This is a genomic window from Acidovorax lacteus (assembly GCF_039540375.1).
GTDB classification, from domain to species: domain Bacteria; phylum Pseudomonadota; class Gammaproteobacteria; order Burkholderiales; family Burkholderiaceae_C; genus Acidovorax_G; species Acidovorax_G lacteus.
This window is the reverse complement of sequence record NZ_BAABEX010000029.1, coordinates 283457-294870: the sequence shown is the minus strand read 5'-3', so window position 1 is coordinate 294870 and position 11414 is coordinate 283457. Positions and strand designations below refer to the sequence as shown.

Sequence of the window (11414 nt, the reverse complement as noted above, 5' to 3'; positions counted from 1 at the left end):
CCGCCCCGCGCCCTGTGCTCCTCGTCGCAGCCGAGGGGCAAGAGGGGTCGGCTGCTGCTGCGCAGTGACGCCGACTGCCGCCGCATCACGACCATCGACGATGGAAAACTGCGGAGCGGTGATGCGCCCGTTGGGCCGAGCACAGCGATGGCCCGCCCCCACCCCTTCAGGATGCGCCGAGGAGCGCAGCGACTGGGGTGGCCTGCGTGCCGAAGGACACGCAGGCTTCGTGAACTGACTCGCCGCATTTGTCCGAACGCAGCGCCGCAGGCGCGCAGTGAGTTATGCGGCGCACCCCAGGCGCGAGCACCGCAGGTTGCCCGGAGCGAAGCGCAGGGACGCAGCCTGTAGGGTCGCCTTTCTTTTGCCTCCTTTTCTTTGGCGACGCAAAGAAAAGGAGGTCGGCCGCCGGGCCGAGACCCGGCCCCGGAACGCAGCACAAGCCAGCAGCCAGTTACCGCCGAAACAGGAAAACGGCCAGTTATTGCCGAAACAAGAAAACGCTATGAATTCCATAGCTGTCCGTGCTTAACAAACAAGCACGAGCAGCCCAAACCATCCCGCCCCCACCCCATCCCAATTCCCCCGATGCTCCACCCCACCACCCGGACATTCCCCAACCGCTCCACACAAACCCGCGCCCGCTGACACACTCCGCCCACCCTCCCCCAACGCATTGCCCACCATGCTGATCCAGCTCATCTACGCCAGCCGCGCCTCACGCGTGCTGGGCCCGGCCGACATCAAGGACATCCTCGGCGCCTCGCAACGCAACAACGCACGCGCGGGCGTCACCGGCGCGCTGTGCCTGCACGACGGCATCTTTTTGCAACTGCTTGAAGGCGACCGCAGCGCTGTGAACGTGCTGTACCACCGGCTGCTGCAGGACCCGCGCCACCGCGACCCGGCTGTGCTCGACCTATGCGAAATTCCGCACCGCCGCTTCACCGGCTGGTCGATGGGGCTGATTGCGGCCGTGGAGGCCAACCGGCAACTGTTCCTCAAGTACTCGCGCACGGCGGCGTTCGACCCCTACGGCATGAGCACGGCCACGCTGCGCAGCTTTTTTGACGAGGTGCTGGAGAACGTTCGCTGGCTCGAATGAGCGTTGCGCCGCAGCGGCCGACCTGAAGCGACGCTGCTATCAAAAAAAGAGCTGCTCGTGCTTGATTGGCAAGCACGAGCAGCTCTTTTCATTCAAACCCCTCGGGCGCACCCCAGGGGGCCCGGGGCCACCGCCGGGCTTACAGCGCCAGGCGCTTGCGGGCGGCTTCGTATTCGCTGCGCAGGCGGGCCACCAGTTCGGCGGTGCTGGTCACGGCGTTGATGGCGCCAATGCCCTGGCCGCAGCCCCAGATGTCCTTCCAGGCCTTTTGCGAGCCGCTGCCGAAGTTCATCTTGCTCGGGTCGGACTCGGGCAGGTTCTCCGGGTCCAGCCCCGCAGCGCGGATCGAGGGTGCCAGATAGTTGCCATGCACGCCGGTGAACAGGTTGCTGTAGACGATGTCGTCCGAGTTGCAATCCACGATGGCCTGCTTGTACGCGTCCACGGCGCGGGCTTCGTGCGTGGCAATGAAGGCCGAGCCGATGTAGGCGAAGTCGGCGCCCATGGCCTGCGCGGCCAGCACCGCGCCGCCCGAGGCGATGGAGCCCGACAGCGCCAGCGGGCCATCGAACCACTGGCGGATTTCCTGGATCAGCGCGAACGGGCTCTTGGTGCCCGCATGGCCCCCGGCCCCGGCGGCCACGGCGATCAGGCCGTCGGCGCCCTTTTCAATCGCCTTGTGCGCGAACTTGTTGTTGATGATGTCGTGCAGCACCACGCCGCCCCAGCCGTGCACGGCCTGGTTCACGTCCTCGCGCGCGCCCAGGCTGGTGATGACGATGGGCACCTTGTACTTGGCACACACCTGCATGTCGTGCTCGAGCCGGTCGTTGCTCTTGTGCACGATCTGGTTGATGGCAAAGGGCGCGGCGGGCTTGTCGGGGTTCGCCTGGTTGTAGGCGGCCAGGGTTTCGGTGATCTCGGCCAGCCAGTCGTCGAGCTGCTCGGCCGGGCGGGCGTTGAGGGCGGGCATCGAGCCCACCACACCGGCCTTGCACTGCTCGATCACGAGCTTGGGGTTGCTGATGATGAACAGCGGCGAGCCGATGACCGGCAGCGACAGCTTCTGCAGCACGGGGGGCAATTGCGACATGGCGGCGTGTCTTCCTGGGTGTTGGTGGGCACCCGGCCCGGCCACCCGCAGGCGGCGCAGGCTGGGCGATGTCTCCGTGGCTCGGCCCGCGCAGGGCCGGGGCCTCAGTAGGCTTCGAGCGCGAGCTCGGTGACGCTCTGCGCGCCTTCCACGATGCTGTCGCGCTGGCCCGGGGCCTTGGTGAGCAGGTGGTCGGCATAAAAGCGTGCCGTGGTGATCTTGGCACGCATGAAGGGCGCGTCCTGTCCCTTTTGCAGCAGCTCCTGCGCCACCAGCAGGGCGCGCGCCATCTGCCAGCCGGCCACCAGGTTGCCCGCCAGCATCAGGTACGGCACGCTGCCCGCAAACACGGCGTTGGGGCTGGCCTTGGTGTTGCCGGCCACAAAGTCCACCACGTCCAGGAAGGCCTTGCGGGCCGCGCCCAGGCGCTGGGCCACGGCCAGGGCATCAGGCGTGCCGCTGGCGCGCAGGTCGGCCTCGGTCTTTTCGATCTGCGCGGCAATGGCCTTGGCCGTCTGGCCGCCGTCGCGGGCCGTCTTGCGGCCCACCAGGTCGTTGGCCTGGATGGCGGTGGTGCCTTCGTAGATGGTCAGGATCTTGGCGTCGCGGTAGTACTGGGCCGCGCCGGTTTCTTCGATGAAGCCCATGCCGCCATGCACCTGCACGCCCAGGCTGGTGACTTCCAGGCTCATCTCGGTGCTGTAGCCCTTGACCAGCGGCACCATGAACTCATAGAAGGCCTGGTTCTGCTTGCGCACTTCGGCGTCGGGATGGAAGTGCGCGGCGTCGTAGGCGGCCGCCGCCACGGCGGCCATGGCGCGGCAGCCTTCGGTGGTGGCGCGCATGGTCATCAGCATACGCTTGACGTCGGGGTGGTGGATGATGGGCGCGCTCGCCTGGATGCTGCCGTCCACCGGGCGGCTCTGTACGCGGTCTTTGGCGTACTGCACGGCCTTCTGGTAGGCGCGCTCCGAAATCGCGATGCCCTGCACGCCCACGGCATAGCGGGCGGCATTCATCATGATGAACATGTACTCGAGGCCGCGGTTTTCCTCGCCCACCAGGTAGCCCACGGCACCGCCATGGTCGCCGTACTGCAGCACCGCGGTGGGGCTGGCCTTGATGCCCATCTTGTGCTCGATGCTCACGCAGTGCACATCGTTGCGCGCGCCCAGGCTGCCGTCGTCGTTGACCAGGAACTTGGGCACCACGAACAGGCTGATGCCCTTGACGCCCTCAGGCGCGCCCTGCACGCGGGCCAGCACCAGGTGCACGATGTTCTCGGCCATGTCGTGCTCACCGTAGGTGATGTAGATCTTGGTGCCGAAGATCTTGTAGCTGCCGTCGGGCTGGGGTTCCGCGCGGGTGCGCACCAGGGCCAGGTCCGAGCCGGCTTGCGGCTCGGTCAGGTTCATGGTGCCGGTCCACTGGCCAGTCACGAGCTTTTCGAGGTACTTGGCCTTGAGCGCATCGCTGCCCGCCGTGAGCAGTGCCTCGATGGCGCCGTCGGTCAGCAGCGGGCACAGCGCGAAGCTCATGTTGGCGCTGTTGGTCATCTCGATGCAGGCCGCGCCGATGGTCTTGGGCAGGCCCTGGCCGCCGAAGTCGGCCGGGTGCTGCAGGCCCTGCCAGCCGCCATCGGCGTACTGGCGGAAAGCCTCCTTGAAGCCCGGCGTGGTCGTGACTTCGCCGCCTTTCCAGGCAGACGGGTTCTTGTCACCTTCCCAGTTGAGCGGAGCCAGCACGCCTTCGTTGAACTTGGCGCACTCCTCCAGCACCGCCTGCGCGGTGTCGAGGCCTGCGTCTTCAAAGCCCGGAATCTGGGCAATCTGCCCGATGTTGGCCAGGTGCTCGATGGTGAAGAGCATGTCCTTGACGGGTGCGGTGTAGCTCATGGGAGGTCTCCAGGGGACAAATCCGAGGGAATCAGGAAAAAACGGCGTTTCGGGTCAAAAAAAAGGCATCGCGAACGATGCCCTTTTCGTGGTGCGCAGGTCTCAGAGGGCCTTGACCAGTTCTGGCACAGCCGCGAACAGGTCGGCTTCGAGGCCGTAGTCGGCCACGCTGAAGATCGGGGCTTCAGGGTCCTTGTTGATCGCGACGATCACCTTGGAGTCCTTCATCCCGGCCAAATGCTGGATGGCGCCCGAGATGCCGGCGGCCACATACAGCTGCGGCGCGACGATCTTGCCCGTCTGGCCCACTTGCAGGTCGTTGGGGGCGTAGCCAGCGTCCACGGCGGCGCGGCTGGCACCGATGGCGGCGCCCAGCTTGTCGGCCAGCGGGGTGATGACTTCGGTGAACTTCTCGGCGCTGCCCAGCGCACGGCCACCCGACACGATGATCTTGGCGGCGGTGAGTTCGGGGCGGTCGCTCTTGGCGATTTCGCTGCCCACGAAGCTGATCTTGCCGCTGTCGGCGGCAGCGGCGGCGGCTTCCACGGCGGCGCTGCCACCAGTGGCGGCTGCGGCGTCAAAGCCCGTGGTGCGCACGGTGATGACCTTCACGGCGTCGGCCGACTGCACGGTGGCAATGGCGTTGCCAGCATAGATCGGGCGCTCAAAGGTATCGGCGCTCACCACCTTGGTGATGTCGCTGATCTGGGCCACGTCCAGCTTGGCGGCCACGCGGGGGGCTACGTTCTTGCCACCGGCGGTGGCGGGGAACAGGATGTGGCTGTAGCCAGAGGCAATGGCCAGCACCTGCGCGGCCACGTTTTCGGCCAGGCCGTGGGCCAGGCCGGCAGCGTCGGCGTGGATGACCTTGGCAACGCCAGCGATCTGGGCAGCCGCGGCGGCCGCGGCACCCGCGTTGTGGCCCGCCACCAGCACGTGCACATCGCCACCGCAGGCGGCAGCCGCCGTCACGGTGTTCAGCGTGGCGCCCTTGATGGAGGCGTTGTCGTGTTCAGCAATGACGAGTACGGACATTTAGATCACCTTCGCTTCGTTCTTGAGTTTCTCGACCAGAGCGGCCACGTCGGCCACCTTGACGCCTGCACCACGCTTGGCGGGCTCGGCCACCTTCAGGGTCTTGAGGCGGGGCGTCACGTCCACGCCCAGGTCTTCCGGCTTGACGGTGTCGAGCTGCTTCTTCTTGGCCTTCATGATGTTGGGCAGCGTCACGTAACGCGGCTCGTTCAGGCGCAGGTCGGTCGTGATCACAGCGGGCAGGCTCAGGGCCAGGGTTTCGAGACCGCCGTCCACTTCACGCGTGACGTTCACCTTGTCACCGGCCACTTCCACCTTGCTGGCGAAGGTGGCCTGGGGCAGGTCGGCCAGGGCGGCGAGCATCTGGCCCGTCTGGTTGGCGTCGTCGTCAATGGCCTGCTTGCCCAGGATGACGAGCTGGGGCTGTTCCTTGTCGACCAGGGCCTTGAGCAGCTTGGCCACGGCCAGGGGCTGCAGTTCGGCGTCGGTTTCGACCAGGATGCCGCGGTCGGCGCCAATCGCCATGGCCGTGCGCAGGGTTTCCTGGCACTGCGCCACTCCGCAGGACACCGCGATCACTTCGGTCACCACGCCCTTTTCCTTCAGGCGCACGGCCTCTTCGACGGCAATCTCGTCAAAGGGGTTCATGCTCATCTTCACGTTGGCGATGTCCACACCCGTGTTGTCCGACTTCACGCGGACCTTCACGTTGTAGTCCACCACGCGCTTGACAGGGACCAAAACCTTCATTGCTGCGGCTCCTAGAGTTGATTGGATTGACGTTTACGTAAACTGGAACATTCTATGCCGCACCGCGAACCTTGGGGTCCGAAGCTGGAGCACAAAAAAGAACGATCGTGCTTTTTTTGGATTATAGACCACGGACCCGCGAACGCGAGTGCACCGACATGACAGCAGGGATTAGTAGGGGCATGACTCCAGTCCGCCGCTGCAGTCTCCCGCTGGGCGCGCCCATGCGATCGGCTCAGCGCGCCCCCTCAAGCGGGGCCGTGTGTGGGTCGCCTGCCGGGCGTGGTGCCATGTGGAGCACGCGCTGCGGATACGGAATCTCTACGCCGTGCGCCCGCAAGGCCGCCAGGATGGCGCGGTTGATGTCCGAGCGCAGGCCCAGGGTTCCGTTCTCGGGGTCGGCAATCCAGAACCCCACGGTGAATTCCAGCCCATCGGCCCCAAAAGCCGACAAGGCCACACCCGGGGCCGGGTCGCGCAGCACGCGCGGACTGGCCAGGGCCGCCTCGGACAGAAGGCGTGTGACCAGATCCACATCGCTGTCGTACGAGACGCTCACCACGGTGGACAGCCACACCCGCGGATCGGCCAGCGACAGGTTTTCGACCCGGCTGGTGATCAGCATTTCGTTGGGCACGATGGACTCACGCCCCGCCGGTGACCGGATCACGGTGTAGCGTGCGTTGATGTCGGTGATGCGGCCCTCGAAGTTGTCGATGCGCACGTTGTCGCCAATGCGCATGCTGCGCTCGGCCAGGATCACGAAACCACTGACGTAATTGGCGGCGAGCTTCTGCAAGCCAAAGCCGATGCCCACACCCACCGCGCCGCCCAGCACCGACAGGGCCGTGAGGTCGATGCCCACCGCCGACATGCCAACGATCAAACCCACGAACATCAGGCCGGCGCGCATCGCATTGGCCACCGCCTTGCGCAGCGACAGTTCGCCACCCGTGGCCGAGCGCAGCAGCCGCGCCTCGATGGCAGAGGAGATCCACAGCGCCGCCAGCAGCACAGCCCCCGCGGTCAGCGCCCCTTCGATCATGGTGCGCACCGACAGCGTGGAGCCGCCCACCTTCCAGCGGATCTCGTCCAGCTCTTGCAGCACCAGCGGCAACAAACCCGTGACCCACAGCACCATGCCCAGCCACGCAATCCAGGAGATCGTGCGCTCAATCGGCCGCACCCAGGCCGACTGCGGAAACGCCACCTGCAGCACCTTCACGCCGATGCGGATCGCTACCAGCGACACCAGCACCGGAATCGCCACCTTGAACACTGCCAGCCCCACGCCCTGCGCGATCAGCAGCGTGCGCGCCACGTAGCCCAGGCCCAGCAGCGCCAGCGGGAACAGCGCTCCGTCCACCACCCGCCGGCCAAAAAAGATGGATCGCCCATCGGCCTGCCCCAGCCCGCGGCGCAGGCCGCTGACCAGCAGCCAGGCCAAGAGCACACACACCGCCAGGCTGCCCAGTTCGATCAGCACGGTGGGCGCCAGAAACGCCTCCATCCACTGCCCCAAGTCTTTGATCATGGGGGTTTGCACACCTGCGGCCATCAGCGCTTCCACTCCGGAGTTCGTTTTTCGGCAAAGGCCCGCGCACCCTCCTGGGCGGCGGGCTGCATCATGTTCACGGCCATGGTCTGGCCCGCCAGCTGGTACGCGGCCTCCAGGCCCAGCTCGCGCTGGCGGTACACCAGGGCCTTGCCCATGGCCAGGCTCTCGCGCGGCTTGTCCAGCAGGCGCTGCACCAGGGCCTCGATGGCGTCGTCCAGCGCTTCGGGCGCCACCACCTGGTTCACCAGTCCCCACTGCAGCGCCGTTGGCGCGTCGATGAAGTCGCCGGTGAAGAGCATCTCCATGGCCGGTTTGAAGGGCATGGCCCGCAGCAGCGGCACGCTGGGCGTGGCGCAGAACAGGCCGTAGTGGATGCCGCTGGTGGCAAAGCGCGCGGTGTCGGCGGCCACAGCCAGATCGCACTGCGCCACCAGCTGGCAGCCCGCGGCCGTGGCCATGCCCTGCACGCGGGCGATCACGGGCACGGGCAGGCGCGTGAGCGACAGCATCACGCGGCTGCACTGGGCAAACAGCTGCTGGTACCAGGCCAGATCGGGGTGGGCGGCCATGTCCTTGAGGTTGTGGCCCGCACAAAATGCCCGGCCCTCGGCCGACACCACCAGCACGCGCAAGGTGTCGTCGGCGGCCAGCCCGTCCAGCGTCTGCTGCAGGGCCTGCAGCAGTTCAGCGCCCAGGGCATTGAAGCGGCCCGGGTCGTTCAAGGTCAAGGTGACCACACCGCGCGCATCGCGGGTGGCGCACAGCAGATCGTTGGAAGGAATGCTTGTCATGTCTTGCTCCTGATGGGCGCCGGTGGAGAGCCGGCCGACACTGGCGCTGCGCAGGCCAGGACCGCCGCGCAAGGGCCGCTCCGCCGCGCTGGCGGTGTCCCGCCTCCGCATCGCGCAGCGATGCCAGAGAAGGGGGAAGCGGCGAAACCGCTCAGGGGAATGCTCACAAGTCTGCCAGCACCCGCACGTGGGCCTCGACGCTGCGCGCGAGAGGCCCCATCACATAGCCGCCTTCCAGGCACGAGACGATGCGCCCCTTGGCAAAGCGGCGGGCCACGTCTTTCACACGCTGGGTGATCCAGGCGTAGTCGGCCTCGGTCAGTCCCAGCTGGCCCATGTCGTCCTCGCGGTGGCCGTCAAAACCAGCACTCACGAACACCATCTCGGGCTTGAAGGCTTCGAGCCGGGGCATCCACATCATCTCGATCAGCTCGCGGATGTCCATGCCGCGCGTGTAGGCCGGCACCGGCACGTTCACCATGTTGGGGGCCGGGTTGTGGTCGCCGCTGTAGGGGTAGAACGGGTGCTGGAAGATGCTGACCATCAGCGCCCGCGGGTCGTTCGCCAGGATGTCCTCGGTGCCATTGCCGTGGTGCACGTCGAAGTCCACCACCGCCACACGCTGCAGGTTGTAGCGCTGCAGCGCGTACTTGGCAGCCACGGCCACGTTGTTGAAGAAGCAAAAACCCATGGCCTTGTCGCGGCAGGCATGGTGACCCGGCGGGCGCACGGCGCAAAACGCGTTCTCCAGCTCGCCGGCCATCACCGCGTCGGTGGCCGCCAGTGCGGCACCAGCGGCACGCAAGGCGGCCTTCCAGGTGTGCGCGTTGATCGAGGTGTCGGGGTCGATCTGCGTGTACGCGGGACCGCCGGCGTTCAGCTCCTCATTGAGCCGGTCCGACAGGCCACGCAGCGCGGCCACATGCATGCGGTCGTGTGCGAGTTCGATGTCATTGAGCGAGGCCTCGGGTGCGTCATAGCGCTCCAGCACATCGGCAATGCCCGTGACCAGCAGGTGGTCTTCGATTGCATCGAGCCGCTCAGGGCACTCGGGATGGCCTGGGCCCATCTCATGTTTCCAGCAGTCCCGGTGGGTGAAATAGCCCGTCTTGCTCACCTTCAATCCCCGTGTCTCTCGTTTTTCGGATAACGTCTTGGCATGGATGCACTGCACAAGATCAAATCGCTTCTGGACCAGCTTAACACGGTGATCGTGGGCAAACAGTCTCAGGTGCAGGACTGCGTGGCCTGTCTGCTGGCCGGTGGCCATCTGCTGATCGAAGACGTGCCCGGGGTGGGCAAGACCACGCTGGCCCATGCGCTGTCGCGCACCTTCGGCCTGCAGTTTGCGCGGGTGCAGTTCACTGCCGACCTGATGCCCAGCGACCTGACCGGCGTGTCGGTGTACGAGCGCGGTCGCGAGAGCTTCGTGTTCCACCCCGGCCCGGTGTTCACCCAGGTGCTGCTGGCCGACGAGATCAACCGCGCCAGCCCCAAAACGCAAAGCGCGCTGCTGGAAGCCATGGAAGAAAAGCAGGTGTCGGTCGAAGGCGAAACCCGCGCGCTGCCGCATCCGTTTTTCGTGATCGCCACGCAGAACCCGCACGACCAGCTCGGCACCTTTGCGCTGCCCGAATCGCAGCTCGACCGCTTTCTCATGCGCATTTCGCTCGGCTACCCCGATCGCGCGGCAGAGCGCCAGCTGCTGGGCGGGCGCGACCGCCGCGACCTGGTGGACACACTGCCCGCGCTGCTCACCGTGGCCGAGCTGGAAGCGTTGCAGGCCCAGGTGCTGGCCGTGCACACCGCCGAGCCCTTGCTCGACTACGTGCAGGACCTGATCGACGCCACACGCTCGGGCCGCTGGTTCCTGCAGGGCCTGTCGCCACGGGCCGGCATTGCGCTGGTGCGTGCTGCCAAAGCACAGGCGCTGATCAACGGGCGCGACTACGTGGCCCCCGACGACGTGCTGGCCGTGCTGCCGCAGACCATGGCCCACCGCCTGGTGCCTGTGGGCGATGCGGGCCGTGGGGCGGTGGAGCAGGTGCGCGCCATGGCCGAATCCGTGCCGCTGGGCTGACGCCGCGTTTGCGTTTCTGGCCCCGCCATCGTGGCACCGCCCATGCACGCATTCCCCCACAACGCAGCCCGCTGCCCGGCCCTGATTCCATGCGCAGCCTGAACCCGCTGAACGCGTTGCGCACGCGCGTGCGCGCCTGGTGGCTCGCGCGCCTGCCCCGCACCGACACCTGGCTGCTCACGCAGCGCAACATCTACATCCTGCCCACAGGCGCAGGCTGGATGCTGGCCATCACGCTGCTCGTGCTGCTGGTGGCGTCCATCAACTACCAGCTCAACCTGGGCTACCTGCTCACCTTTTTGCTGGCCGGCAGCGCCGTGGTGGGCATGCACCTGTGCCATGGCACGCTGCGCGGCCTGCGGCTGCACCTGTTGCCCCCGCAACCGCAGTTTCTGGGCCAAAGCGCCATGCTGGAGGTGCAGCTGCACAGCGGCCGCCCGGCCGCACGCTACGGCCTTGCGCTGGCCACGCAGGGCGACACCGCCCAGGCCGGCGCTGGCGACGACGGCCCGCACTGGGCCTGGTGCGACGTGCCCGGCCAGGGGCAGACGACCGTGCAGATCGGCTTCAAGCCCGCGCGCCGCGGCCTGCACCTGCTGCCCATGGTGGTGGCCGAAACCCGCTTTCCGCTCGGCACCTTCCGCGCGTGGACGCACTGGCGCCCCGCAGCCGAACTGCTGGTGTATCCGGCCCCCGAGCCGAACCCGCCGCCGCTGCCCCCGGGGGAGCCCCGCGCGGGCGGCGCGGCCGCTTCCAGCCAGCGCGGCGTGGGCGAATTCGACGGCGTGCGCGCCTACCGGCGGGGTGACCCGCTCAAGCTCGTGGTCTGGAAGAAGGCCGCCAAATCGCTGGGCTCGGGCACGGACGACCTGGTCAGCCGCGATGCCCAGCAGGCCCAGCGGCACGAGCTGTGGCTGGACGTGCAGGCCACGGGCCTGGCCGAGCGCGAAGCGCGCCTGTCGCGCCTGACGGCCTGGGTGCTGCAGGCGGACAAGCTCGGGCTCGAATACGGCCTGCGCATCGACGGGCTGGAGATCGCGCCCGACAGCGGCAGCGCCCACCAGCGCCGCTGCCTGGAAGCCCTGGCCCTGTGCTGAACGCCCTGCC

At 67.2% G+C, this 11414-nt stretch carries 10 protein-coding genes; 3 read left to right on the top strand and 7 right to left on the bottom strand.

The window, feature by feature from the left end:
* Positions 1–685: 685 nt before the first annotated feature.
* On the top strand, positions 686–1105 hold the full coding sequence (locus ABD866_RS14185; RefSeq protein ID WP_345066461.1) for a BLUF domain-containing protein: 420 nt from the start codon (positions 686–688) through the stop codon (positions 1103–1105).
* Between the two features lie 139 nt (positions 1106–1244).
* Here the strand turns inward: ABD866_RS14185 and ABD866_RS14180 are convergent, their stop codons facing one another.
* The 7 genes from ABD866_RS14180 to ABD866_RS14150 form a co-directional block, all read right to left on the bottom strand.
* Positions 1245–2198, bottom strand: coding sequence for an NAD(P)H-dependent flavin oxidoreductase (locus ABD866_RS14180; RefSeq protein WP_345066458.1), 954 nt, complete (start codon positions 2196–2198; stop codon positions 1245–1247).
* A 104-nt stretch (positions 2199–2302) separates the two neighbouring features.
* Positions 2303–4093, bottom strand: a complete 1791-nt coding sequence (locus tag ABD866_RS14175; RefSeq protein WP_345066455.1) for an acyl-CoA dehydrogenase — start codon at positions 4091–4093, stop codon at positions 2303–2305.
* A gap of 102 nt (positions 4094–4195) precedes the next feature.
* Positions 4196–5128 (bottom strand): electron transfer flavoprotein subunit alpha/FixB family protein, encoded by a 933-nt coding sequence (locus tag ABD866_RS14170; RefSeq protein ID WP_345066452.1) that lies wholly within the window; start codon positions 5126–5128, stop codon positions 4196–4198.
* Entirely contained in the window at positions 5129–5878 is a 750-nt protein-coding gene (locus tag ABD866_RS14165) for an electron transfer flavoprotein subunit beta/FixA family protein (protein WP_345066449.1), read from the bottom strand. It lies immediately after the preceding gene.
* Positions 5879–6113: 235 nt separating this feature from the next.
* Entirely contained in the window at positions 6114–7412 is a 1299-nt protein-coding gene (locus ABD866_RS14160) for a mechanosensitive ion channel family protein (RefSeq protein ID WP_345066446.1), read from the bottom strand.
* Positions 7413–7435: 23 nt separating this feature from the next.
* Positions 7436–8227 (bottom strand): enoyl-CoA hydratase, encoded by a 792-nt coding sequence (locus ABD866_RS14155; protein ID WP_345066443.1) that lies wholly within the window; start codon positions 8225–8227, stop codon positions 7436–7438.
* A 163-nt stretch (positions 8228–8390) separates the two neighbouring features.
* Entirely contained in the window at positions 8391–9296 is a 906-nt protein-coding gene (locus ABD866_RS14150; RefSeq protein ID WP_345066440.1) for a histone deacetylase family protein, read from the bottom strand.
* Positions 9297–9386: 90 nt separating this feature from the next.
* Here ABD866_RS14150 and ABD866_RS14145 point away from each other — a divergent pair, with 90 nt between their 5' ends.
* Positions 9387–10307, top strand: a complete 921-nt coding sequence (locus ABD866_RS14145) for an AAA family ATPase (RefSeq protein WP_345066436.1) — start codon at positions 9387–9389, stop codon at positions 10305–10307.
* An 89-nt stretch (positions 10308–10396) separates the two neighbouring features.
* Entirely contained in the window at positions 10397–11404 is a 1008-nt protein-coding gene (locus ABD866_RS14140; RefSeq protein ID WP_345066433.1) for a DUF58 domain-containing protein, read from the top strand.
* Positions 11405–11414: the final 10 nt, after the last annotated feature.

What these genes read in the sequence shown, in the direction of transcription:
- ABD866_RS14155 (WP_345066443.1), bottom strand. Translation starts at nt 8,227, where the DNA reads ATGACAAGCATTCCTTCCAACGATCTGCTGTGCGCCACCCGCGATGCG.
- ABD866_RS14170 (WP_345066452.1), bottom strand. Translation starts at nt 5,128, where the DNA reads ATGTCCGTACTCGTCATTGCTGAACACGACAACGCCTCCATCAAGGGC.
- ABD866_RS14165 (WP_345066449.1), bottom strand. Translation starts at nt 5,878, where the DNA reads ATGAAGGTTTTGGTCCCTGTCAAGCGCGTGGTGGACTACAACGTGAAG.
- ABD866_RS14145 (WP_345066436.1), top strand. Translation starts at nt 9,387, where the DNA reads ATGGATGCACTGCACAAGATCAAATCGCTTCTGGACCAGCTTAACACG.
- ABD866_RS14185 (WP_345066461.1), top strand. Translation starts at nt 686, where the DNA reads ATGCTGATCCAGCTCATCTACGCCAGCCGCGCCTCACGCGTGCTGGGC.
- ABD866_RS14140 (WP_345066433.1), top strand. Translation starts at nt 10,397, where the DNA reads ATGCGCAGCCTGAACCCGCTGAACGCGTTGCGCACGCGCGTGCGCGCC.
- ABD866_RS14180 (WP_345066458.1), bottom strand. Translation starts at nt 2,198, where the DNA reads ATGTCGCAATTGCCCCCCGTGCTGCAGAAGCTGTCGCTGCCGGTCATC.
- ABD866_RS14175 (WP_345066455.1), bottom strand. Translation starts at nt 4,093, where the DNA reads ATGAGCTACACCGCACCCGTCAAGGACATGCTCTTCACCATCGAGCAC.
- ABD866_RS14160 (WP_345066446.1), bottom strand. Translation starts at nt 7,412, where the DNA reads ATGATCAAAGACTTGGGGCAGTGGATGGAGGCGTTTCTGGCGCCCACC.
- ABD866_RS14150 (WP_345066440.1), bottom strand. Translation starts at nt 9,296, where the DNA reads ATGGGCCCAGGCCATCCCGAGTGCCCTGAGCGGCTCGATGCAATCGAA.